Source organism: Corynebacterium sp. BD556 (genome assembly GCF_038452275.1).
In the GTDB taxonomy this organism is placed as follows: domain Bacteria; phylum Actinomycetota; class Actinomycetes; order Mycobacteriales; family Mycobacteriaceae; genus Corynebacterium; species Corynebacterium mayonis.
This window is the reverse complement of record NZ_CP141643.1, coordinates 1,620,530-1,643,477: the sequence shown is the minus strand read 5'-3', so window position 1 is coordinate 1,643,477 and position 22,948 is coordinate 1,620,530. Positions and strand designations below refer to the sequence as shown.

Genomic DNA, 22,948 nt, shown 5'->3' with positions numbered 1-22,948 from the left:
CGTCAACAGTAATCCTGGCCCAGCCCCAGCGACTGATCTGGGGAGAGGACGTCGACCCGCACGCCGGCTGAGCGCACGTTGGCGGCGGCCGCCTCGGCGCGTTGTCGCGGCCCGCACACGACCACGCTTGAGCCCTCGCACAGCTCCCGCGGTATGTCGCTGCCCAGTGGCGCGCGGTGCAAGTTCAGCCAATCGTGGTGTTGAGCCACGGCGTGAAAGGTAGAAAAGTCATAGTGGTCGCGCCGGTTCTGTGCGTGCAGCAAAAGGTCGACCTCGGGGCGCTTGTCGCGCTCTAACAGGTCGAACACCAGTGCTTTGGCGGTGGCTGCACCGGTTTCCAAGGCCACGATGAGGACCCGTTCCTGACCGCTTAGCTCTACTACGGGGCCGCGGGCGGCGCCGAGGGTGAGGTAGCTTCCGGGGGCTGGGTCAATCGTGTTGTCGACGTGGAACTCCAACTGTCCGTATGGGTTGGCGGGGCAGGCGGGCACCAGGTTTGTCCACACTCCGGGGGTGGCGGGGTCGAGCACGGGGATGAATTGGCCGGGGGCGTAGTTTAGCTCCATGCCCGCTTCGAGTCGGATCACTTTAATGCGGGCGTCGGTGCCGCGGGCGTCGACGTGTCCGACTCGGGCGGCGGTGGCCGGGGGGATGCCGGCGTAGTCGGCGGCGGAGGCTTCGGCGGACATAAGGGCAGCGGTGGCGTCGATAAGCGCGGCAGCGTCGGGCTCGGCCAGCAGTTTTTTGAGTATGTCCGCGAATGTTTCGTAGGTTTCGGCGGGGAAGCCGAAGCGGCGCAGATCACGGGCGGCGCCGCGCAATTTCGTCCTCAGTTCGGCGGTGAGATCGCCGTCGAAGGAGTTGGCCAACAGGTAAGTCAACGAGTCGAGCAGCGCAGGGGCAACGGCGCTCGCTCCGGCCGGAAACATGCCCGCGGCATGGGGAATTTCGGCGAGGAGTTCGTCGAAAAATTGCGTGCGCAACCTCTCCGACTGTGCTTCCAGGCGGTCGATGAGTGCTGAAAATGGGGCCATGGGGACAGCCTACTGATTCCGAAAAAGCGGATAGGCTCGGTTAATGTCTGCAACACTGAACACGATTGCGCACGCATAGGGAGGATCGGTGATGGAATACACGCCGTACACACTGCTTCTCGACGTCGGGTGGATCTCAATCCTCCTCATCGTTGGTCACGCTCTACGGAACCGGCTCAAGTTGTTGCAGGCGCTGCTTCTTCCTGCGCCGATCACCGCGGGCCTGATTGGTCTGGTGCTTGGCCCGGAGGTGCTGGGGTGGATCTCCTGGTCCGATCAGGTGGGAACGTACACGTCGCTGTTAATTGCGGTGGTTTTTGCCTCAATGGCCTACTCGATGGATCTGGGCGGCTCCGTAGCGGCTGGCGCGCGTAACATGTGGGCGTACTCCACTACCATGTTTATGGGCCAGTGGGGCCTTTTTATCTTGCTGGGCTTGTACCTGTTTGCTCCCCTGTTCGGCACAGAGCCGTGGTTCGGCATGATGCTTCCGGTTGGGTTCATCGGCGGTTTCGGCACCGCGGCTGCGGTCGGTTCCTCTTTGGAGGACAACGGGGTGGAAGAAGCGATGTCGATTGGTTTTACTTCCGCGACTGTGGGTACGCTCGTGGCGATCGTGGGTGGGGTTATCGTGGCTAACTGGGGGATTCGAAAAGGCAAAGCTACGCAACTGACAGGTGATCTGCCTGACGACCTGCGCACTGGGTACATCAGCGAGTTAGATGATCGTCCCTCTATTGGCAGCGCGACGACGAACCCCTCCTCCATTGAGCCGCTCGCCTTACACGGCGGATTCGTCGTGTTTACCGTGTTAATGGCGTATATGGCAAACAGTATGATCAAACAACAGTGGGAAAACGTGTCGATTCCTCTGTTCGCTATGTCTTTCGTTATCGGTTTGGTTGGCCGCGTGGTGTTGCGTGTGGGCAAGCGAGAAAACTTCCTCGACGGCCGCACTATTAACACCATTTCGGGTGCGGCGACGGACTACCTGATCGCCTTCGGCATTGCCTCTATCGTCCCGGCGGCACTTGCCGACTACTGGCAGGCGCTGGTGGTGTTGTTTCTCCTTGGTGTCGTTTTTTGTGTGGCGTGGATGTTGTGGGCCGGTCCGCTGTTTTTCGGTGAGCAGTGGCTTGAGCGCGGCATTTTCGGCTGGGGTTGGGCAACGGCTGCGGTGGCCACCGGCATTGCGTTGTTGAAGATGGTGGATCCGCGTTTGAAGTCCGGCACGCTCAACGAGTATGGGGTGGCCTATGTCGGTTTCGCGCCTTTCGAGATCGGTATGACGATCCTGGCGCCGATCGCGGTGATCGCAGGCTTTACGACGGGCTTCGGGTGGGCGTCGTTTGTTATTTCTTTGGCTGTGTTGATCGCAGCGTTTGCTTTTGGGTGGGTGCCCGCGAAGAAGCGTGGTGCGGCGCAAGGTGGCGGGGAGCAAGGTGGCGCGGCGCAAGGTGGCGGGATCTCCCGCGCGAAGATGATCAACAATAGTTAGCTTCTGCTCTTTGGCGTGCCTGAAAAAATCTTTGGGTTGAGTGGAACAGACTCAACTTGTCGTGCGTTGCATCGGGTGTAACAACAAATCATGAATTGAGACAGAAAGGAAGGATGCGCATTATGGCATCGTTCAACCCGACAACGAAAACGCAGGAGGCGATCCAGCAGGCACTGCAGCGCGCCTCCAGCGCCGGCAACCCGGATATTCGTCCGGCGCACTTGCTTGAGGCCATTTTGCAGCAGGAGGACGGCATTGCCGCGCCGGTGCTCAAGGCCACGGGTGTGGATCCGGCTACGGTTGCCTCCGAGGCCGGCGAGATCGTCGACGGTTACCCGAAGGCGGAAGGCCAAAACATGGCGAACCCGAACTTCAACCGTGACGCCCTCAACGCGATAAATACCGCTCAGGAGCTAGCTGGCGAACTGGGCGATGAATATGTTTCCACCGAGGTTTTATTGGCCGGCATCGCCCGCGGCAACGACCAAGCTGCGGAGCTTTTAAAGAAGCGCGGCGCGACATACGACGTGCTCAAAGGAGCTTTCCCGTCGGTGCGCGGCAATAAGAAGGTGACGTCGCAGGACCCAGAAGATCAGTTCCAGGCGTTGGAAAAGTACTCCACTGATCTCACGGCGCGCGCCCGCGAGGGCAAGATCGACCCGGTGATCGGCCGTGATTCGGAGATTCGCCGGGTGGTGCAGGTGCTGAGCCGTCGCACGAAAAACAACCCGGTTTTGATTGGTGAGCCGGGTGTGGGAAAGACCGCGATTGTTGAGGGCCTTGCCCGCCGTATCGTGGCTGGTGATGTGCCGGAGTCGCTGAAAGGCAAGACGTTGATTTCCCTGGATTTAGGCTCGATGGTTGCGGGTGCGAAGTTCCGCGGAGAGTTCGAGGAGCGTCTCAAGGCGGTTCTCGATGAAATTAAGTCGTCTAATGGCCAGATCATCACCTTCATCGACGAATTGCACACGATCGTGGGCGCTGGCGCCTCGGGCGATGGTGCGATGGATGCGGGCAACATGATCAAACCCATGCTTGCCCGTGGGGAGCTGCGGCTGGTGGGTGCAACCACGCTTGATGAGTACCGGCAGTACATCGAGAAGGACGCCGCCTTGGAGCGCCGTTTCCAACAGGTGTATGTGGGTGAGCCGACGGTGGAGGACACCATTGGCATCCTGCGCGGCTTGAAGGAGCGCTACGAGGTACATCACGGCGTGCGCATCCAGGACTCTGCCTTGGTGGCGGCGTCTGAGTTGTCGAACCGCTACATCACGAACCGTTTCCTTCCGGACAAGGCGATCGATCTTGTCGACGAAGCCGGCTCTCGCTTGCGTATGGAGATTGATTCTTCTCCGCAGGAGATCGACGAGCTTGAGCGCGTCGTTCGACGTTTGGAGATTGAGGAGATCGCTTTGCAGAAGGAATCGGATGCAGCTTCTCTGGAGCGTTTGCAGGTTTTGCGCCAGGAGCTGGCGGACCAGCGGGAGGCCCTCGGTGAGATGAAGGCACGCTGGGCGAACGAGAAGTCCGAAATTGACCGCGTCCAGCAGGCCAAGGAGGAGCTGGAAAAGCTGCGTAACGAGTCCGAGATCGCGGAGCGTGAGGGAGATTACGCGAAGGTGTCCGAGTTGCGCTACGGCCGTATTCCCGAGTTGGAGCAGGAGGTAGCGCAGGCGGAGTCGCAGGCTGAGGCGAATAACCGCACTATGTTGACTGAGGAAGTCACCCCGGATGTCATTGCGGAGGTGGTTTCTAGCTGGACGGGTATCCCGGCGGGCAAGATGATGCAGGGTGAGACGGAAAAGCTGCTCAACATGGAGGCCGTGTTGGGCAATCGTGTCATCGGCCAGCATGAGGCGGTCACCGCGGTCTCTGATGCGGTACGTCGTTCCCGTGCGGGCGTGGCTGACCCGAACCGTCCGATTGGTTCTTTTCTTTTCCTCGGGCCCACGGGCGTGGGTAAGACCGAGTTGGCGAAGGCCCTGTCCGAGTTCCTCTTTGATGACGAAGCGGCGATGATACGCATCGACATGTCTGAGTACGGCGAGAAGCATTCGGTGGCGCGCCTGGTCGGTGCCCCTCCGGGATACGTCGGTTATGATTCCGGCGGCCAACTCACGGAAGCTGTGCGCCGTCGCCCGTATTCGCTGATTCTTTTCGACGAGGTGGAAAAGGCCCACCAAGATGTCTTCGATGTCTTGTTGCAGGTGCTCGATGAGGGCAGGCTTACCGACGGTCAGGGACGCACTGTTGACTTCCGCAACACGGTTGTCATCTTGACCTCCAACCTGGGAGCCGGCGGTAGCCGTGAGCAGATTATGGATGCGGTCAGGGCCCACTTCAAGCCGGAGTTCATTAACCGATTGGACGACGTGGTGGTCTTTGAGCCGCTGAGCAGTCAACAGCTTGTGGGGATCGTGGATATTCAGCTTCGCCAGCTCGCGCAGCGGCTTTCTGGCCGGAGGCTGACGCTGCAGGTGTCTGACGCGGCAAAATCCTGGTTGGGTGAGCGTGGCTACGACCCAGCTTATGGTGCCCGCCCGCTGCGCCGTCTGATCCAGCAGGCTATCGGTGATCGTCTGGCCAAGGAGCTGTTGGCTGGCTACGTCCGCGACGGTGATACCGTTTTCGTGGATGTGGCAGAAGGTGGGCAGTCGTTGACTGTTGATGCCGCTTAAGGCAAAGCCGGGAGGTGTCGTGGGTCATTTTCTTCCCTTGAAGATGATCCACGGACTAAGGTACGTGGCATGCAGCCGACAACGACGATCATTACTCGTGTGGCCGTACCTGGCATCGAAAACGAGCAGCTTGCAGCTCACCAGTTGGGAGGAAACAAGTTTGTGGTTGCCAGCGTCCCTTTCGTCGACACGACGCTGGCGCTGGGCGACATTGTCGAGTGCGTGGTGCTCAACCGTCAGTACCACGTCGACCGCGTCCTGCTTAGGGGAGGTGCGTCGACAGTGCGGATCCTGCCGAATGAGGAGCAGCCGCAAGACATCGCGGAGACTTTGCTGGCCTTCGGTTGCCGCGTGGAGATGGGCCCGGGCGGCATGCTCGCCGCCAGCATTGGGGCGGACTGCCCGCGCGAGGGCATCACGCAGTGGTTGGACGGCTTGGAAGACGAAGGAGTCATCCAGCTTGCCCCCGGTTACACCGCCTAGCCGCTTCGCCGGGGCGCGCCTGAACGGGTAAGACTTTAGACTGGTGCGCATGAGCGTCTTTGTATCCGTCGAAGAACTGCACGAACGCATCGCTTCCGGGCCGAACCAATCGGTTATCGCCGTTTTGTGGGAGGCCGAGGAAACGAAGGCGTGGTCGAAGTTTCAGTCTGAGCACATCCCGACCGCGCAATTCTGCGATCCTTCGCATGCGTTGGCGGGGCTGCCGGGACGTCAAGTGGGGCGCAACCCGATGCCGTCGATAAGCACTCTCACAAAAGCTGCCCGAAGCTGGGGTTTGCACAAGGCAACACCAACCTACATTTATGATTCGGGTAATGGGCTGTACGCGGCGCGCGCATGGTGGTTGCTGCGGTGGTTGGGCATCGACGACGTCTACATTGTCAACGGTGGCTTCCATGCGTGGGAGGCGGCAGGCTTCGATACGGTCGCTGGACCCGGCAACATCACTGTTTCCTCACGGGTCGAGCCGCAGCCGCACTCGATGCCGACGAAAACAATCGACGAGGTGAAAAGCTTCGCAGGCTTGCTTATCGACGCCCGCGGCACCAGCCGTTACAGCGGACGCCGTGAGCTATTCGACCTCAAAGCCGGCCACATCCCCGGTGCGGTAAACCTGCCGGTTACAGGCCTGTTCGAGAGGTCCACCTACAAGATTAAAAGCACCGATTTCGTGCGCGACCGCTTCTTCGACATTGGCGTTACCCAAAACACCGATCCTGCTCGCGCCGTCATCTACTCGGGCTCAGGCAACCACTCCGCACTCCTGCTCGCCGCCATGGAACATGTCGGTTTGCCGGTGCCCTGCCATTTCGTCGGCGGTTGGTCGCAGTGGAGCGCTGACCGTTCAAACCCGGTGGCCAGTGACCTGTAGCGCCCGGCGCTGCAGCTACAGTAAACCGCGATGGCCTACATACTCATTACCCTCGGCGTTGTCGCCCTCGTAGCGGCTCTCCTGCTGCTTGTCTCCGACGTGCGCGAAAAGAGCGAAAAGTCGCAGCGGTGCGAAGACCTGGGCACAGACAGTGATGCGGATAACCGGATGCAAGGAGAAGAGCCCGGCGCGTTGAACATGGCTAGCGTGACTGGCGAGCCGGAGGTGAAGCCCGAAAAGGAGCGTGAGCCGGAACCTGAAGCCGAGGATGTGGCCCCAGAGCCCAACGCGGAAGAACCCGCCCCAGAGCTCGAGGCCACGCTTCGCCCGCACCGTCGCTCCGGCCTGCAGTTGCCGGGTTCTTCGCGCCGGGAGCGCCGCGCGTGGGCGCAGCGCCACGACTTTTCTTTTGCCAAGCAGGACGAGTTTTTGCTGGGGGAGTGGGAACGCGGTGCGGCGTCGACAGGCGCGGCGGCTAGGGATGTGGCTTCCGGGTCGATGTATGGCCACGAAACCTTCGTCGCGGATTTGGGTGGGGTGACTGTGATGGCGATGCGCACGGGTGAAATCAGCGACGTGGTTGTTGATTTGCGCCGTAACGGTTTCCTGCCAGCATCCTCGAACGATTTGGTGGAGGTCGGCCAATTTAGCGGCTTTAGCGTCCACGCCACCGAGGCAAATCCGGCAAAGCGTTTCCTCGACGTGCGTGTGCGCACCGCGCTGGAGCAGCTACCGGCCACGGTGAGCGCAGTGTGGTTCGAGTCCGAGTGGGTTCTTGCGGAGACTGACCGTGGCGCCAGCCCCGACGAGTGGGACTCGATGCTAGCCCCACTTGCTTTGCTTGCCGACGCGGCCCGCGTCCTGCCCCCGCGCACCTTCACGGTCCTGGAGGTGGACTATCCCGGACGGGAAATGGGCGAACAGATCGACGTGCCGGGGGAAATTGAAACGCTGGACAGCGCCGCACCGAAGGTGCAACGCCCAGAGGAACCGCTTGAGATGCCCACCCGCTCTACTGGGGCGCGGCGCGGGGAGATGGATTACCGTGCCGTCGGCGGAGACGAAGTTGAGGCGATCGCGGATGGTGCACAGGGCCCCGAGACTGACTCAGATGGTGCGGGCGATCTGACGCGGGTGCGCCGCGAGCAGCATCCCCCATCGATCTTCGGGGACTGAAACAGCCTGCGATCGCCCGATAACCACGGATCGCGCGGAACCTTCACCACTGTCCGCGCGCGGTGAGACTACAGTTTAGAGGCGACACAACACGCTTAATCTCCGAAGGAGTCATCCATGAGCCGCACCGAAGTCGATGCCGCCGCGTTGTCGAAGCTGGCGGGGTTGGTCAAGCAATTGGCCGTCGTGCACGGCGAGGTGACGTTGTCTTCCGGCCGAAAGGCCGACTACTACGTGGACTTGCGCCGTGCTACGTTGCACAACGAGGCTGCCCCGCTCATCGGTGCGTTGTTGCGCGAGTTAACGGCAGATTTGGATTTCGACGCGGTTGGCGGGTTGACGCTGGGCGCGGACCCGGTGGCGACTTCCATCATGCACGCCGCAGGCCGGCCCATTGACGCTTTCGTGGTGCGCAAGGAGGCGAAGAAGCACGGCATGCAGCGCCGTATCGAGGGGCCGAGTATCCAGGGCCGCCGCGTGCTCGTCGTGGAGGATACAACCACCACGGGCAATTCACCGTTGACGGCGGTGGAGGCGTGCCGTCAGGAAGGTGCGGAAGTTGTGGCGGTGGCTACGGTGGTCGATCGCGCCACTGGTGCGGGCGATGTGATTGAGAAAGAGGGCGTGGAGTACCGCTATTTGCTTGGGCTTGGGGATCTTGGACTCGCCTAAGCCAGATAGGGGCCCCACCGAGTGGGCTGAGGGACGTCACGGCGTCGGTCCGTGGGAGGGTTCATGGCCGGATGATCCGCGCTACGACCCTGCGCTTTTGGAACAGGGCGATCGCCGCAACGTTGTCGATGCCTACCGTTTCTGGTCCCTTGAAGCAATCAATGCTGACTTGGACCGGCGCCGCCACCCGTTCCATGTGGCCATTGAGAATTTTGAAAACGACATGAATATCGGCACCGTGGTGCGCACCGCTAACGCTTTTCTCGCCGAAGCGGTGCATATTGTGGGCCGACGTCGCTGGAACCGGCGCGGCGCCATGGTCACTGACCGCTACCAGCATGTGCATCATCATGACACGGTGGCAGATCTTGTGGTGTGGGCGCGGCAGGAGGGCTTGGCTGTGGTGGGCATTGACAACACGCCGGGTTCGGTGCCGTTGGAGACTGCCCAGTTGCCGCGCCGCTGCGTGCTGGTTTTCGGACAGGAAGGACCTGGCATTACTCCGGAGACTCAGCAGGCTGCGGACATGACCTGTGCGATTGCCCAATTTGGGTCGACGCGTTCGATCAATGCGGGTGTGGCGGCGGGCATTGCCATGCATGCGTGGATTCGCCAGCATGCGGACCTGAAACGATCCTGGCAGTGATGGCAATATAGGTAGCAGATTAGTGATACAAGAGGGAGCGTTGCGTGTCGGAAACATGGTCACACCGTGCCGACCTGGCTGAAGCTGCTATCCAGGAGCGTCATGCGATGCGGCTTTTAGGTATGCCCCGCACCAATCTTGCTGCCGTGGCGTGGCCGCCGAGCTGGCGCGAAACCACTTTCCTGCACTGGCACTACTGGTGGCAAGCACACTATTTGGACTGCTTAATTGATGCTGCTTATCGACGTTCCACTAAACTGCGTCGTCGCCGCATCCAGCAGACCTTGCGCGGCATTTATGTGCGGAGTCGCCGCAAGCTGACAGCGAACCGTTACTACGACGATAAGTCGTGGCTCGCCTTGGCTTGGAATCGAGCGTTGAAGTTGGACGGGTTTTCTCGCACCAAGCAGCTTACTGCTTTGGAGTTCGACATCCTCTCCGGTATTGACAACTCCACCGGGGTGTTGCCGTGGCGGCGCAACGAAACCTTCTTTAACGTGCCATCGAATGGTCCCGCCGCGATCCTGTTCGCGCGCACAGGGAGGTTGGATAAATCTCGCGAGATCGTCGACTGGATTTTTGACAACTTGATGGCGGATAACGGGCTAATCCAAGACGGTATTCGGATGCGGATGGACGGTCCAGAAGTTGTGGACAAGATCTATACCTACAACCAGGGCACCGTACTTGGCGCTAGCCTGGAGATTGCGCTGGCGCTGCGGCAAGACGTCGGCCTGGCCAAAGACGAGCCCATCGACTCCTTCGACCACTCCGAGCGCGCCGACGCCTCCGTGTTCTACATCACCCACATCCGCTCCCTGGTGCGCGCCATTGCTCGACATCTGGCCACCCCGCGGGGGGTGATCGTGTGCTTGCCTGAAGAAACCCACGACGGCGACGGAGGCCTTTTCCAGGGCATCCTCGTGCGTTACCTAGCGGATGTGGCAGTGCGACTGCCGGAAGACAGTCGGGAGAACATCGCCACGAAAAAGCTGGCAGCGCGGCTTGTTATTGCCTCCGCGGAATCCATGTGGGAGCACCGCCTGGAGGTCGACGGGTTGCCGATCTTTCCCAGTGATTGGACGAAAGACGCGCGCCTGCCCCATAATTACTCGCTTGGCCCCTCAACTCTTGGCGAGGCCGTGGGGCTTGTCCGTATCAATGAACGTGACTTGTCGGTGCAGCTATCGGGCTGGAAGCTGCTGGAAGCAGCGGCGAAGGTGGCTGCTGCAGCAGCCGAGTAAAGAAGGCATACTGGGGAGAGTACGTAACTTTCTCACTTGGAGGTTTTCCAGCATGCCTATTGCCACCCCTGAGGTTTACAACGCGATGTTCGACCGCGCGAAGCAGGAAGGTTTCGCGTTCCCGGCGATCAACTGCACGTCGTCGGAAACCATTAACGCTGCTATTAAAGGCTTCGCTGAAGCTGAGTCGGACGGTATCATCCAATTCTCCATCGGTGGCGCGGAGTTCGGCTCCGGTTTGGCACTGAAAAACAAGGTGGCTGGCGCCACCGCCCTGGCGGCGTTCGCGCACGAGGTAGCCCGGCACTACGATGTCAACATCGCTTTGCACACTGATCACTGCCAGAAGGAAGTGCTCGACGATTATGTCCGCCCGCTCATTGCGATCTCGCAGGAGCGCGTGAACCGCGGTGAAAACCCCTTGTTCCAATCTCACATGTGGGACGGTTCGGCCATCCCAATCGACGAAAATCTGGAGATTGGCCAGGAACTGCTGGAAAAGGCCCGCCAGGCCAACATTATCCTCGAAGTTGAGATAGGTGTCGTCGGTGGCGAGGAGGACGGAGTCGAGGCGAAAGCCGGCGCGAACCTTTACACCACCGAGGAGGATTTCGCCAAGACCATCGACGCGCTAGGCACCGGCGAAAACGGCCGCTACCTGCTTGCTGCGACCTTCGGCAACGTCCACGGGGTATATAAGCCAGGCAATGTGAAGCTGCGCCCGGAAGTGCTAGACCAGGGCCAGAAGGTGGCCGTCGCCAAGCTTGGCCTCAACGAGGGCGATCAACCTTTCGACTTCGTCTTCCACGGCGGCTCCGGCTCCGAGAAGGACAAAATTGAGCAGGCTTTGCGCTACGGCGTGATCAAGATGAACGTCGACACCGACACACAATACGCATTTACCCGTCCCATCGCTTCACACATGTTTGAGAACTACGATGGCGTGCTCAAGGTTGACGGTGAGGTAGGCAACAAGAAGGCCTACGACCCGCGCTCATACCTCAAAAAGGCGGAGCAGTCCATGTCAGAGCGCGTGATCGAAGCGTGCCAGGATCTGCACTCCATCGGAACCTCCTTGAATAAATAAGGACGCACCCGGCGCCTCGTCGGCGAGTGCATGTCGCGTGTGGTCGAGGGCAAAAGACTGCACCGAATATGAAACAAAAGCCCACTATCGTCTGCAGGGAGAAGAAAAGCAGCTAGGCTGACTCCTGAAATGTGAGAACCCTAGCTGCGTATCTTTAGGCCCCAGTGCCTCGCCCATGAGACGCAGCACCCTTCGAGGAAGGAGGACTGTGTGACAGCACCAATTGGAGCCACAGCCGCCCCGACAATCGAATATCATCCTGACGCACCTCGTCCGAGCTTTGTATGGGCTGCGCAGTTGCCATTGAATTGGCGATATGTAGATACCCACCCCGCCAAATGGCGCACATGCGCCGAACGCTTGGCAGATGACTACCTGCCCGGAGTGCGGTTATCGTCCCCGCAAAAAAAGACCGTCAAAGCTCAACTAGAACAGACAATCGCACAGGCGCAAAACGCGGGAGTCCTCGTGGTTCTCATACTGCCTGGGCTCGAAGGCGAAGATGCCTCTGCCGCAACTCTTCTTCTGCGGTGGGTTGATTCCTCCCCGTCGCCGGCGAGTGTGATTGCAACACAACGTCAGATGCAGGCGCACAATCCGATCGTGGAGCGTACTGGTCGCGGCGAAAGCTACGTTTTCGTCTCAAAGACCGGATTGGTGGGTCCGGTGACGGACCGGCGCACATCCTATACGCACCAGGCGTTTTTGCCGGTGGCGGGCACAAACTGGACGCTCGTAGTATCCGGTAGCGCCCCGAGCGAGGAAACTGGCGCTGCGATAGCCAGTGTTGTCCGTCGATTAGTATCAAGCGTGCGTACGTACGCTGACACTGCCGGGCAGAGGGTCATCGAGCCTGCTGCCAGCGGTGAAGACGTCGAATCGGTAGAGGGAGTTGTTGTCCTCATGGGCGCAGAAGGGTCAGTGAAATAAATGGCTTCTGATTTCTGGCAGGTTCCGGTGGCGGATCTGGAGACGATCCAAGCAAATCTGACTTCGCTAAGCGATGGCCTAGACAGCGTGGAACAAGGCGCGCAAGGAGTCAAAGGTGTCGATGATATTCACGGACATGTCATCGAGTCTGCGGTGAGCGATTTCTTCGCTGACTGGAAGGCATCGCGGCGGGTGTTAATTGAAAACGTTGAAAAACTGGGTGATGTTTCGGGTTCCATCGCCCAGGTAGTCAGCGAATTTGATTCCGAGCTTGGCGGCGGGATCGACCAGATGGGTGCGGCACTGCGCGGAGAGGAAGTTTAACTATGGCGAGTGTTTATTCTTTCCAAACATCGGACGCGACAATTTCCGCCTCGGGCATCCTACGCACGCAAAGTGATATCGGCGAAACTTTAAACGAGATTGATGCTGCGCTGAAGCGACTGCATCCACAGTGGGAAGCAACCGAGTCAGATATGTACCAGGAAATGATGGCCAAGTGGCAGGAAGGAGCGGAAGGCCTGCGCAGTGTACTAACCGAAGTACGCGAAGTTTTGCTGAAAACGAGAGATGGAAATACCGAGGTGCGCAGCGCAGTGCAGCAGGTCCTGGATCAAACTCACTGATGGTGCAAACAATTTCTAAATAGGGGGTTATCGGTGCACACAGGTTGAGGGTCGGAAATCCTCGCTTCATAAGGTTCCAGTGCTACCGAAACCCCACCCAACTAAGTCCGTCGTCGACGAAAAGCAAAGGATATAACCACCATGTCTATGTCAGACAAACTCTCCGTTGAACATTCAGCCGTCTCCAGCCATGTTTCATCGTTGCAAACGAGCTATGGCCAGTTGAAGGCGCAGTCCCAACAGTTCCTGGATGCCATTGAACCACTGAAGTCCTCCTGGAAAGGCACCTCGGTTGAAGCATGGAATCGAATGACCGAGGCATGGAACGACAACATGGAGCAAGTCAACTCTGCGCTTGACCAGCTCACTAGCCGCGTGGAACAGGCCGGCAAAGACTACCAGGCAGGTGAGGAGGATCAAACCGCAACGCTGCAGCAGCGTTTCGCAGGTATGAACTTCCAATCCGGTCCGATTCTTTAAACCTCAACTTTTCATAGGAGAACTTGAAATGTCTGTTTATTCTTACACCCGTTCTGACGCTGAAGCTGCGGGTTCTGATTTGAACTCGGTGATGAACGCCATCGAATCCACTTTGTCTGAGATGGACTCCGATATCCAGAAGCTTGCCGCTGGATGGGAAGGTTCTGAGCAGGAAACGTATCGGGGTATTCACGGTAAGTGGTCGTCGGCGGCGCAGAACATGAAGTCGATTCTGGGACAGATCCGTTCTGCGTTGGAGGAGAACACCGCCGCTGTTGCCGAAACTCGCGGTCGGGTAACGGGCTCGCTCGCCGGCCAATAACACCTCTTTTCGCCGGTCGGGTTTCGCGGCCGGGCATCGTCCTTTTGATTTTAAATGTTGGTCTCCCTCTCGAAGTTAAGGAATGAGTTCTCGTAATGCCTGCTGTGCCACTTCCACCGTTTGAGGTGTTTGTTCGTCCGCATTTCCATATTGGTGGGTCTGTGTTCTCGGTGTTGGCGTCGGCACGGACGTGGCGTGATTTTGCGGATCGTGCGGTGGAGACGTCGGGGTTGCTGCGCGCGATTAATGATGGGGGGTTTGTGGGCAGCGAGGGGGATCGGTACCGGGAGTTGTTGCACGGGGATTTCCCGCAGCATCTTTTGGTCACGGGCCAGGCCCATGCTGGGTTGGCTGATGCTTTGCATGCCTATGGTTTAGATTTGGGTGCGCGGCGGACTGAAATGGATGCTTTGCGGTCTGTGGCGCGTGTAGATCATACGGCGGTCAATGCTGCTGTTGTGCAGGTTAATCAAGCTGAAACTGCGGTGGCTTTGGCGCCGGACGCTGCAACGAAATCTGCGGCGGCAGCCGCGTTAGTAGCGGCGCAGGCGCAGCTTGCGGCTGCGCAGGCGAAATGGGAAGCGGATATTGCAGCGGCTGAGGAAGTTAAGGCATCGCTGGGTGGGCAGGTTTCGCTGCATGCTGCGGAGATCTCGGCGCAGGCACGTAAAGCCTTTGAGGAAAATCCCGGGTTTTTGGGTGGGACTTGGCAGGCGATTAAAGATTTTATGCATGACAACGCCGACCTTTTGTCGGTGGTGTCCGATGCCTTGCAGATTATCGGCGGCATTATGATGCTGATTCCTGGTTTGCAGATACTTGGGGCGGTGTTGGTTGGCATTGGTGTGGGGTTGAAGTTTTTACTGGCGGCAGCAGGGGAGGCAAGTTGGGGTGAGTTCCTCTTTGATCTGGCGACGTGTGGGGCGCTGGGGGCTTTAGGCAAACTGGCGAAGACTGGAAAACTTGGTTCGAAGGTTGCTGCCTTGCAGCAGTCGGCGGTGGCGCTGAAAGAGTCGGCGGGTAAAGCTGCGGCTCGTGGCATTGATCGGATCTTGTTTGCGCTTGATCCGGTTGATATTGCTACTGGAGCAATGGTAGATAGCGACACTGATATTCGCATTGAGGGTACGTTGCCGCTGGTGATAGACCGTCACGCGTTTTCTACGCATGAGGTGGGTCGTGCGTTGGGGCCAAGGTGGATCTCGCGTATGGATGTCCGTTTGGAGGTTGCGGCGGATGTGGTGACGATGCTGTGCCCGGATGGGGCGCTAATCCAGTTTCCCCCTGCCCCTGTGGATGGTTCGGAAGTGCGCGGTAATGGACGTGGCTGGCTGTTGTCATTTGGGGACGGAGCGTACCGCGTGCGTGCCGTCAATGAGGCGGTAACGTATCACTTTCATGTGTATGAGCAAGACGATCTGCGTCCCGATGGTGTAGGGGTAGCTCATGGGCCTGCAAGCGTGGGACGTAGCATGGTCGGAGCTGGGATTGTGTCTGGCAGTGTCGCTGAACGTTTCGGTATAAGCATTGAGCTGGGAATAAGCTCGATGGTGCACCGTACGGGGCAGCGGATCGACTATGTGTGGGATAACGCGACGGGGCACATGGTGGCGATGGTGCGTTCTGATGGCACCCGATTGGATCTGAGTTGGGATGGAGCGATTAACCGGGTGTCGGGGGTTTGGGTGTCGAACCCGTTGACGCATCCGGACGACGATCCAGTGCGGTTGGTCTCTTATGGCTATGACCCGTTTGGTCGGTTGATAACGGTGCGGAACTCGCATGCGGGTGTGCTGCGTTATCGCTACGACGAGCAGGGACGTCCGTGTGGGTGGACGGATCGAAATGGGGTGTCGTATGTGTACCGATTTGATGAAGCAGGTCGTGTGAGTTCCCAGGTTGGCACGGGAGGGTTCTTTCCGAATACTGCGGTGTGGCTTGACGATACTGCCGAGGATGCCCCAGCCGGCGGGATAGTAGTGGTAGCGATTGAAACTGCGACGCCTTTTGAACAGGACCCGTTGGCAGTCGGGGACTCAGTGATGGATGAGTTTTTGGACCGGTTGGATCAGCTTGAGTTGGTCGCAGCTTTGCGCGAGGGCGGTCTTGTTCAGGCAGGGTTGACCGGGCGTGGCCGTGCAGGTGTACGCGATGAGGATGGTTGGAGTGTCCCCGACGCGTGGCTACACGATGAGGTTCTGGGGGATGTGCGTCCGACGGTGTACCGGTGTAGCGCGGACGGGGATGTGTGGCGGATAATCACCCCGGAGGGCCGGGTAACGGATTTCGAGCATAATTCGTATCACCAAGTCACTAAAATTGTCGATTCGGCCGGAGAAGTGTGGTCGATGACTTATAACGAAGATGGGGTGTGCGTTGGTGAAGGCTTCCCCGATGGCACGAGTAGGCGCGTAGAGCCTGGAGCGTGGGGCGTTCCGGCACGCATCATTGAACGCGACGGCTCGATAACTGAGTGTGATGTTGATGCTTTTGGGATGGTTACTGCGTTGCGTGAACCTAGTGGCGCCGAAACTAAGTGGGATTGGCAGGTGCGTGCCTCAGGGATTGTTTTATCGTCTGTGACCGACCCGGGCGGATACACAACCGTAATGGAGCACGATGATGCGGGCCGTTTGATGGCAACTGTTGATCCTGCTGGGCGACGCATGAGTTGGGTGCGTGATGTGTGTGGTCGTGTCATTGAGGCAATGGACCCGAATGGTGCTGTCACCATGATTGGCTACACCCCGGAAGGGTGGGCAAATGAGGTTGTGTTTGAAGATGGGGCGAGGCAGTCAGCAACATTTGATGGTGAGGGAAACCAGCTCAGTTTCACCAATGAGCTCGGGCTGACATCGACGGTGCAGTACACTGTGTTCGATCAACCTGCTTTAACGACCGACGCGGATGGAGCGGTAACTCGGATTACCTATAACACCCAGATGCAGCCTGTGGCAGTGACCAACGCTGATAATCGTACGTGGCGGTACGAATACAACCTTGATGGGACGATCGCCCGCGAGATTGATTACAACGGCCGCCCAGTGACTGCCTCGACCTCTGTGGATGGATTGCGCACGGTCGTTGAGTCCCCGGCTGGCACGACAACCCTTGAGCGTAACTGGATGGGGAATGTTGAGCGCGTAGTTGACTCCTCTGGAGTATCTGAGTTTGCTTATGACCTGGCGGGGCGCGTGACAGGCGTATCTAATGCCTTCTCGTCGGTTTCTTACACTTATGATGCGGATGGCCAGATAGCCGGGGAGACGGTCACTTTAGCCTCCGGGGAGTCTACCGGCTATGAAGCTCACGTTGATGCGGCGGGCCAAGCCTACGGCTATAGCATCCTTCTTCCGGCGGGCGAGAGGATTTATACCGAATTTGCTCGTGATGGTTATGGGCAGATCGCAACCTCAGATGTTATGTGGGAGGGGTCAGGCAATGAGGGTGCACGCACTTTGGTGGGGCTGTCGTATAGCCGTGATCAGCGAGGTTTGCGTGACACTATTGATATCGGCGCGTTGACTCGTAGTTTTTCCTACGACCAACGTGCTCGCCGTATCCAGGATCGCATGAGTATGTCTGGTGCTTCTGTGGGGGGTGCAGCGCAATCCGTGGCTGGCCGTGAGCTGACGTGGCGGGCGGATACCAAGATCACCGAAGTGAGAGACCAGCTCCGCGGACGCAGCTTGTATAGCGTCGACGAGGTTGGGCGTGTAACTGCGGTCCGACGTGAAAGTTCTGCTGCAAACCCGCAGAAGGTATCGCACGGAATTTATCCGGATGGGTGCTGGCCAGGAATCTTACGAGTATAGCCCAGCCGGTGTATTGAACCGGTATGATGCGCCTCAGCCTGAAGAGTCATGGCAAAAGCCAGCCCTCCGCACTTCCGCTGCAAAGGAAAAGATCGAGTTTTCGGGCACGATGCCTACCCGTGTAGGGCGTACCACCTATATTTATGATGGGGCGGGCCGAGTTGTTCGTACCGTTACGAAGCGGATTAGCAAGAAGCCTTTAGTAAAGAATTTTTACTATGCCACTGGTGAGCAGCCGATAGGTTTTGATTCTTCTGATACTCCTGGCATGGGCTGGCGCTACATTTACGACGGTTTGGGCAGGCGCGTAGCGAAAGAGACCATCAACACCGAAACTGGTGAGGTGATAGCGCGGACGGTGTTCGCCCATGCTGGTGATCAGTTAGTTGGTGAGTACACCACTATGGGTCCTGATGCAGGTTGTGGTTGGGTGGTATCTACTGATCCAGAGACTGGGGAACTTGTTGGCCAAGTTGCGTTTTCCCCTAGCAGTTCTAGTGCTTCTGTGGAAGATGATCCCGCCCAGTGGTCGCAGCAGCGCGTTGACGCTGAGTTTTATGCCCTTATGGCAGATTTGGCGGGTGCGCCGCAGGAGATCATCGACCCGCGAACAGGTGAAGTGCTTGGGTGTGCTGTCCACACGTTGTATGGTCAACGTCGCTGGAGAGGCACGCTCAGTATGCCGCTTTTATTTGCTGGACAGTATGTTGACCAGGAATCGGGGTGGGCGTATAACAGGTTCCGGTTTTATGATCCGAAAGCCGGTATTTACAATGCGCAGGATCCTTTGGGGGTAGCAGCACGGCTTTCTTCTGCGCAGGGTTATGTTGCCCATCCTGTGCTTTGGTGTGATCCTTTCGGGTTAAAACAATATAGTCAAGTCGATAATCCGGCGTTGCAGGCGCGTATCGACGCATTGACTTCGAATCAAAAAGGACAAGTTGGGGAGAAGATCGCCCGGGAGATGTTCGAAGGGCGATTCCTCTGGGATGATCCTCGTGGTGATAAATACGTTGTTAACGGGAGGACATACATCCCTGATTTGACACTGACCTCAGATCAGATCGTGGAAGTGAAGTTTGTCAAGAAATTGGATCTAAGAAGGCAGATCCGGGATGGTCTGGCACACGCAGGGCCCGGAAATTATATCCTGGTTACAGCGCCAAATACGCACCTCTCGCGGAGCGTGCGTAAGCTGATTGAATCCGGTCAGATAATCCACAAAACAATGCCGGAATCCCTAATTGAGCGTATGGTGCCTTAAAACTTAAAAGTCTGGTTGTCGAGGGATATGGAAGTGAGTAAGTGATATGCCGGTACCGAATCCTTTTGAGCCGATTTTCGACTCTAAGCAGTTTTTGACTGAGCGGTTTATTGAGTTGATTCCGGGGTTTAGGGAGGAGCAGGACAAGGACAATTATGTCAACCATGCTGTGGCGGCAGTGGAGATGACGGATCGGAAGATGAGAAGGGACATCATTGCTGCGTTGCGTCCCTATGCGGAGCAGTTGCATTGGGGTCCGATTAGCAGGGGGGCCTTTGGGATGTTGAATCAGCTCGGGGCGAAGGATCTGGATGTCACGGCGGTGGTCGACGAGTTTGAAAAGTATAAGGAGTACCCAGCCAACAAAACAAAAACTTTGTTTAGCGGAAGAACTGGTTCCTTGCAGCGGAATGTGCATCCGCGTAATTTTGAGCAGTTCAATCGTTTTTTGAAGATGCAGTCCTCGAGGCGGCCGGATCCTTTATTGAAATCTCAGCAGGGCCTGATTTGGGATGGGGTGGGCACAAGTAAGAAGTTTCGGGAGCATCCTGGGTTTGCGTGGCTGGTGCACAGTAGATTTGCTGGTACAGCACCGGAGGTAGATAAGGCCTTGGAGCGCATCGCTAAAGCTCAAGGCTTGGAGTAGTGTGTCCTTTTTCGGTTATGGAGGACCGGATCTACCTTCGGCAAACTGTGGGTACCAAGCTGCATAGCTCCAGTTCTAAGGATTAGCCCCTAGTGTTTTCCGTGTTTTTGAACTGTTTTCTTGCATGGAAGTAGGGTTATGTTTTGGGTGTAAGGCTTCGGTGATGTCACGGTAGTCATTGCTATGGTCGGCTGCGTGGTTTACCTCGTGAGGATCTTTTAGCGTCTTGTGAGTTTCTTTTAGCGTTGCGGTGTTGGCTACTGCTTTGAAGGGCGAGAAAGTGCTCGCGGCAACACTTGTCGGACCAACCCACATATGAGGCGCAATATCTATGACATTGGGGAACTTGTTGGCCAAGTTGCGTTTTTCCCAGCAGTGCATTGACGCTGAGCTTTAGGCCCTTTATGCCCTTATGGCAGATTTGGCGGGTGCGCCGCAGGAGATCATCGACCCGTGTACAGGTGAAGTGCTTGGGTGTGCTGTCCACACGTTGTATGGTCTGGAGTGGTCTGGTTTTTAGGGCCAGGTGACTTAAGCGGCTTGTAACCATTGTTTCTTGTATTCCTCTGGGGCGATGAATCCTAGCGCCGAGTGAGGATGGTACGTATTGTACCGGTCCGACCATAGGCCCACACAGTGACGCGCGTGGGCAACGGGAGAGTGTCCGATAGTTTGTGTGCGGGGGTTTGGTTTACAAGTACTCCGTGAAGTGCCCCGGGTTTTGTTCCTAGGCATGTGCCTTGATTTCCATTATGTCCTGAGCTGAGCTTTTGCTCCAAAATTCTGATTCAACCTCCGCCGGCGTGCGGTAGTCTAGGGACTGGGAGGGTGTCAGGAAGTTTGTGTGTGAGGCTCTGATACAGAAGGAGTTTCACCGATAATGACAACGGTGACAACGAAGAAAAACCATGACCAGGACAAGGTCAACGAGATCAGCGAGAAGCTGATGGAAAATCCTGAGCTCGCCAAGCTGATTGGCGAGTTGTCGACGTCCACCGGTGACGCCAGTGACCTGGTCAAAGGTCTGTTGCAGGCGTCGATTAACGCTGGTCTGCAGGCGGAAATGGATGCCCATTTGGGCTACCGTCATTCCGACCGGAAGATGAAGGCCCAGGTTGAACCAACACAGGGTGGTAACCACCGCAACGGGTCGTACACCAAGACGGTTAACTCTGGTTACGGCACGTTGGAAGTGACTGTACCCAGGGATCGTTGCGGCACGTTTACGCCCCAGATGGTGCCCAAGGGCGCACGCCGGCTGACAGAGCTCGATGACATAATCATCTCGCTGTACGCCGGTGGGATGACAGTGCGTGATATTCAGCACCATCTTGGGTCCACCCTGGGGGTGGATATGAGCCCGGATACGATCAGCACCATTACCGATGCAGTCTTAGACGAGGTCATGATCTGGCAGAACCGTCAGCTCGACGAGTTTTACCCAGTAATCTTCCTTGATGCGCTACGCGTGAAGATCCGCGATGGCCACCGTGTAGTCAACAAGGCGTGCTACATGGCGGTGGGCATCGACATCGACGGTATCAAGCGCATCCTGGGCTTGTGGATTGCTGATAATGAAGGCGCCGCCTTGTGGGCATCGGTGTGCGCAGATCTGGCCAACCGTGGCGTCCAGGATGTCTTCATCGTCTGCTGTGATGGGCTTAAAGGCTTAGCGGAAGCCGTGGAGGCGACCTGGCCGAATTCGATGGTGCAGACCTGCATCGTGCACCTGATCCGGGCGGCGAACCGGTGGGTGTCCTATCAGGACCGAAAAGCTGTCTCCAGCGCGTTACGTGCGATCTACACGGCCGCAAACGAAGATACCGCCCGTGCCAGCTTAGATGCGTTCGAAACCTCTGAGCTTGGCCAGAAATACCCGCAGTCGGTGAAGGTGTGGCGTGATGCGTGGGAACGGTTCGTGCCGTTTTTGCAGTTCCCGCCAGCAGCGCGCAAGGTGTTGTACACCACGAATTCGATCGAGTCACTTAACGCTGAGCTGCGCAAAGCTACCCGGAATCGGGGCCAGTTCCCGAACGATACAGCGGCTGTGAAGACGCTTTGGCTGATGATTTGCAACATCGAAGACAAACGCGCTGCCAAACGCTCGAAGCAAGCCAAGCGCGCCGTTGAGTGCAACGGGTATGTTGAAGGAGCAAAGGCCAATGGCTGGAAGCAAGCCATCAACCAACTAGCTGTGGCATACCCCAACCGATTCGCGGAGTACTTGTAAACCAAACCCCCGCACACAAACTATCGGACACTCTCGGGACTGGTGGAGCCGTGATTCGTTCCACCAATTCACCCATTCAAACGTCGCGATTTCCACCTCGACAACGTCCGCCCACCTCCGAGTTTGAATGAGTTCATTCTTGTAGGAACCGTTAACGTTTTCAGCCAGAGCATTGTCGTAGGAGTCACCGACCGTCCCAGTAGACGCAGCGATCCCGTGCTCACCCAGACGCTCGTTGTAGATGATGCTGACGTATTGCGAGCCGTGGTCCGAATGGTGAACTAGACCTTCGGTTTTCTTCGCACACACAATCGCTTGGTTCAGCGCCTGCAGAGGCAACGCCTCGGTACGCATCGAGTCTGACAACGCCCACCCGACAATCCTGCGGGAATACACATCAGTGACAAATGCGGTGTAGACGAAGCCTTTCCGCGTGCGCACATAGGTGATGTCAGCCACCCACAGTCGGTTGGGGCTTGGCGCTCTGAATTCACGATTGACCAGATCAGGTCGCACATCCGGCCCCTTCGGCTTGCGGGTCGTGCGAGGTGCACCTCCTTTGCCTTTGCCGGACAGACCGGCCAGGCGCATCAGGCGGGCGGTCTGCTCGCGGCCGATATGAATGCCTTCACGTCGAAGGGCACGCCACATTTTCCGCACGCCGTAAACGCCGTAATTGTTTGCGTGAACCTGGCGAACATGCTCCATGACAGCTGCGTCACGAAGTGCGCGGGCACTTAAGCCCCGGGCTTTCGACTGCCTGTAACCACGCGAGGTAATGAAGCCACCTTCACGATTATTCTTTAACGTCGCACAGATGAACTCGACCGTGAAACGATCCCGATAGTCGTCGACGAACCGGATCATTTCCGACGTGTTGGGCCGAGTTCCGATGCGAAAAAAGCCGAGGCAGCTTTCAACAGCTCGTTGGTGTCACGTAGCTCCTGAACTTCGCGCCGTAGCCTGGCGTTTTCAGCAGCCAAGTCTTCAGGCAAATGATCAGGGACTCGTCCGTCGCGGCGAGCAGCCTGCGTCCACTGTCGGGCTGTGTGCCACGAGACACCCAGTTTGGGTGCGACAGCCTGACATGCGTCTTGCATCGAAAGATTTTCCGCCACGATACGGTCTTCAACGAGACGGACAACGCGGTCCTTCGCATCCTGGTCAAATTTCCTCGGCATGTTCCAGATTTTCCCATCTACTCAAACGGAACAAAACCTGGGGC

General features: G+C 57.8%; 23 protein-coding genes. 18 read left to right on the top strand and 5 right to left on the bottom strand.

Translation table 11 applies throughout. The annotated features are described in order from the left end of the window. Window positions 1-2: 2 nt before the first annotated feature. Window positions 3-1,034: a hypothetical protein gene (locus VLL26_RS07690; RefSeq protein ID WP_342318521.1), complete on the bottom strand. Its 1,032-nt coding sequence runs from the start codon at window positions 1,032-1,034 to the stop codon at window positions 3-5. Window positions 1,035-1,125: 91 nt separating this feature from the next. Here VLL26_RS07690 and VLL26_RS07685 point away from each other — a divergent pair, with 91 nt between their 5' ends. The 17 genes from VLL26_RS07685 (at window position 1,126) to VLL26_RS07605 (ending at window position 19,493) form a co-directional block, all read left to right on the top strand. Then, entirely contained in the window at window positions 1,126-2,532 is a 1,407-nt protein-coding gene (locus tag VLL26_RS07685; protein WP_342318520.1) for a sodium/glutamate symporter, read from the top strand. 122 nt (window positions 2,533-2,654) lie between these two features. Then, complete coding sequence (gene clpB, locus VLL26_RS07680) at window positions 2,655-5,210, top strand: ATP-dependent chaperone ClpB (RefSeq protein ID WP_342318519.1); 2,556 nt, start codon at window positions 2,655-2,657, stop codon at window positions 5,208-5,210. Between the two features lie 69 nt (window positions 5,211-5,279). Continuing rightward, window positions 5,280-5,693 (top strand): DUF4265 domain-containing protein, encoded by a 414-nt coding sequence (locus VLL26_RS07675; RefSeq protein WP_342318518.1) that lies wholly within the window; start codon window positions 5,280-5,282, stop codon window positions 5,691-5,693. A 49-nt stretch (window positions 5,694-5,742) separates the two neighbouring features. Then, window positions 5,743-6,585 (top strand): sulfurtransferase, encoded by an 843-nt coding sequence (locus VLL26_RS07670; protein ID WP_342318517.1) that lies wholly within the window; start codon window positions 5,743-5,745, stop codon window positions 6,583-6,585. Between the two features lie 30 nt (window positions 6,586-6,615). Further along, window positions 6,616-7,761 (top strand): hypothetical protein, encoded by a 1,146-nt coding sequence (locus VLL26_RS07665; protein WP_342318516.1) that lies wholly within the window; start codon window positions 6,616-6,618, stop codon window positions 7,759-7,761. Between the two features lie 117 nt (window positions 7,762-7,878). Next, window positions 7,879-8,433, top strand: coding sequence for an orotate phosphoribosyltransferase (gene pyrE, locus VLL26_RS07660; protein ID WP_342318515.1), 555 nt, complete (start codon window positions 7,879-7,881; stop codon window positions 8,431-8,433). Then, window positions 8,420-9,079 carry a TrmH family RNA methyltransferase gene (locus VLL26_RS07655; RefSeq protein ID WP_342318514.1) on the top strand — a complete coding sequence of 220 codons (660 nt, stop codon included), beginning with the start codon at window positions 8,420-8,422 and terminating at the stop codon, window positions 9,077-9,079. The genes pyrE and VLL26_RS07655 overlap by 14 nt, the downstream gene beginning before the upstream one ends. 44 nt (window positions 9,080-9,123) lie before the next feature. After that, window positions 9,124-10,323 carry a glycoside hydrolase family 76 protein gene (locus tag VLL26_RS07650; protein WP_342318513.1) on the top strand — a complete coding sequence of 400 codons (1,200 nt, stop codon included), beginning with the start codon at window positions 9,124-9,126 and terminating at the stop codon, window positions 10,321-10,323. Window positions 10,324-10,375: 52 nt separating this feature from the next. Beyond that, a complete protein-coding gene (fbaA, locus tag VLL26_RS07645) occupies window positions 10,376-11,410 on the top strand; it encodes a class II fructose-bisphosphate aldolase (protein ID WP_342318512.1) in 1,035 nt (344 codons plus the stop codon). A gap of 210 nt (window positions 11,411-11,620) precedes the next feature. Further along, window positions 11,621-12,340: a hypothetical protein gene (locus VLL26_RS07640; protein ID WP_342318511.1), complete on the top strand. Its 720-nt coding sequence runs from the start codon at window positions 11,621-11,623 to the stop codon at window positions 12,338-12,340. After that, on the top strand, window positions 12,341-12,664 hold the full coding sequence (locus VLL26_RS07635) for a hypothetical protein (protein WP_342318510.1): 324 nt from the start codon (window positions 12,341-12,343) through the stop codon (window positions 12,662-12,664). A 2-nt stretch (window positions 12,665-12,666) separates the two neighbouring features. Further along, window positions 12,667-12,966 carry a WXG100 family type VII secretion target gene (locus tag VLL26_RS07630; RefSeq protein WP_342318509.1) on the top strand — a complete coding sequence of 100 codons (300 nt, stop codon included), beginning with the start codon at window positions 12,667-12,669 and terminating at the stop codon, window positions 12,964-12,966. A 141-nt stretch (window positions 12,967-13,107) separates the two neighbouring features. After that, on the top strand, window positions 13,108-13,446 hold the full coding sequence (locus VLL26_RS07625) for a WXG100 family type VII secretion target (protein ID WP_342318501.1): 339 nt from the start codon (window positions 13,108-13,110) through the stop codon (window positions 13,444-13,446). Window positions 13,447-13,474: 28 nt separating this feature from the next. After that, on the top strand, window positions 13,475-13,768 hold the full coding sequence (locus VLL26_RS07620; RefSeq protein ID WP_342318500.1) for a WXG100 family type VII secretion target: 294 nt from the start codon (window positions 13,475-13,477) through the stop codon (window positions 13,766-13,768). A 95-nt stretch (window positions 13,769-13,863) separates the two neighbouring features. Then, window positions 13,864-17,583 (top strand): DUF6531 domain-containing protein, encoded by a 3,720-nt coding sequence (locus VLL26_RS07615; RefSeq protein ID WP_342318508.1) that lies wholly within the window; start codon window positions 13,864-13,866, stop codon window positions 17,581-17,583. Beyond that, window positions 17,552-18,847: an RHS repeat-associated core domain-containing protein gene (locus VLL26_RS07610; protein ID WP_342318507.1), complete on the top strand. Its 1,296-nt coding sequence runs from the start codon at window positions 17,552-17,554 to the stop codon at window positions 18,845-18,847. Before VLL26_RS07615 ends, VLL26_RS07610 begins: the two co-directional genes overlap by 32 nt. Window positions 18,848-18,893: 46 nt before the next feature. Continuing rightward, complete coding sequence (locus tag VLL26_RS07605) at window positions 18,894-19,493, top strand: hypothetical protein (protein WP_342318506.1); 600 nt, start codon at window positions 18,894-18,896, stop codon at window positions 19,491-19,493. Window positions 19,494-19,568: 75 nt separating this feature from the next. Here VLL26_RS07605 and VLL26_RS07600 read toward each other — a convergent pair whose 3' ends face one another. Beyond that, entirely contained in the window at window positions 19,569-19,850 is a 282-nt protein-coding gene (locus tag VLL26_RS07600; RefSeq protein ID WP_342318505.1) for a hypothetical protein, read from the bottom strand. 174 nt (window positions 19,851-20,024) lie between these two features. Next, on the bottom strand, window positions 20,025-20,228 hold the full coding sequence (locus VLL26_RS11140; protein ID WP_425292259.1) for an integrase core domain-containing protein: 204 nt from the start codon (window positions 20,226-20,228) through the stop codon (window positions 20,025-20,027). Between the two features lie 145 nt (window positions 20,229-20,373). Here VLL26_RS11140 and VLL26_RS07595 point away from each other — a divergent pair, with 145 nt between their 5' ends. Continuing rightward, window positions 20,374-21,723: an IS256 family transposase gene (locus VLL26_RS07595; protein ID WP_342318504.1), complete on the top strand. Its 1,350-nt coding sequence runs from the start codon at window positions 20,374-20,376 to the stop codon at window positions 21,721-21,723. Here VLL26_RS07595 and VLL26_RS07590 read toward each other — a convergent pair. Next, complete coding sequence (locus tag VLL26_RS07590; RefSeq protein ID WP_342318503.1) at window positions 21,682-22,590, bottom strand: IS3 family transposase; 909 nt, start codon at window positions 22,588-22,590, stop codon at window positions 21,682-21,684. The genes VLL26_RS07595 and VLL26_RS07590 overlap by 42 nt on opposite strands. After that, window positions 22,587-22,904: a transposase gene (locus VLL26_RS07585; protein WP_342318502.1), complete on the bottom strand. Its 318-nt coding sequence runs from the start codon at window positions 22,902-22,904 to the stop codon at window positions 22,587-22,589. The genes VLL26_RS07590 and VLL26_RS07585 overlap by 4 nt, the downstream gene beginning before the upstream one ends. Between the last annotated feature and the right edge of the window lie 44 nt (window positions 22,905-22,948).

Coding starts and splice junctions, on each gene's coding strand:
- VLL26_RS07690 (WP_342318521.1), bottom strand. CDS start 1,034: ATGGCCCCATTTTCAGCACTCATCGACCGCCTGGAAGCACAGTCGGAG.
- VLL26_RS07685 (WP_342318520.1), top strand. CDS start 1,126: ATGGAATACACGCCGTACACACTGCTTCTCGACGTCGGGTGGATCTCA.
- clpB (WP_342318519.1), top strand. CDS start 2,655: ATGGCATCGTTCAACCCGACAACGAAAACGCAGGAGGCGATCCAGCAG.
- VLL26_RS07675 (WP_342318518.1), top strand. CDS start 5,280: ATGCAGCCGACAACGACGATCATTACTCGTGTGGCCGTACCTGGCATC.
- VLL26_RS07670 (WP_342318517.1), top strand. CDS start 5,743: ATGAGCGTCTTTGTATCCGTCGAAGAACTGCACGAACGCATCGCTTCC.
- VLL26_RS07665 (WP_342318516.1), top strand. CDS start 6,616: ATGGCCTACATACTCATTACCCTCGGCGTTGTCGCCCTCGTAGCGGCT.
- pyrE (WP_342318515.1), top strand. CDS start 7,879: ATGAGCCGCACCGAAGTCGATGCCGCCGCGTTGTCGAAGCTGGCGGGG.
- fbaA (WP_342318512.1), top strand. CDS start 10,376: ATGCCTATTGCCACCCCTGAGGTTTACAACGCGATGTTCGACCGCGCG.
- VLL26_RS07635 (WP_342318510.1), top strand. CDS start 12,341: ATGGCTTCTGATTTCTGGCAGGTTCCGGTGGCGGATCTGGAGACGATC.
- VLL26_RS07630 (WP_342318509.1), top strand. CDS start 12,667: ATGGCGAGTGTTTATTCTTTCCAAACATCGGACGCGACAATTTCCGCC.
- VLL26_RS07625 (WP_342318501.1), top strand. CDS start 13,108: ATGTCTATGTCAGACAAACTCTCCGTTGAACATTCAGCCGTCTCCAGC.
- VLL26_RS07620 (WP_342318500.1), top strand. CDS start 13,475: ATGTCTGTTTATTCTTACACCCGTTCTGACGCTGAAGCTGCGGGTTCT.
- VLL26_RS07615 (WP_342318508.1), top strand. CDS start 13,864: ATGCCTGCTGTGCCACTTCCACCGTTTGAGGTGTTTGTTCGTCCGCAT.
- VLL26_RS07610 (WP_342318507.1), top strand. CDS start 17,552: ATGGGTGCTGGCCAGGAATCTTACGAGTATAGCCCAGCCGGTGTATTG.
- VLL26_RS07605 (WP_342318506.1), top strand. CDS start 18,894: ATGCCGGTACCGAATCCTTTTGAGCCGATTTTCGACTCTAAGCAGTTT.
- VLL26_RS11140 (WP_425292259.1), bottom strand. CDS start 20,228: ATGCCTAGGAACAAAACCCGGGGCACTTCACGGAGTACTTGTAAACCA.
- VLL26_RS07595 (WP_342318504.1), top strand. CDS start 20,374: ATGACAACGGTGACAACGAAGAAAAACCATGACCAGGACAAGGTCAAC.
- VLL26_RS07590 (WP_342318503.1), bottom strand. CDS start 22,590: ATGATCCGGTTCGTCGACGACTATCGGGATCGTTTCACGGTCGAGTTC.
- VLL26_RS07585 (WP_342318502.1), bottom strand. CDS start 22,904: ATGCCGAGGAAATTTGACCAGGATGCGAAGGACCGCGTTGTCCGTCTC.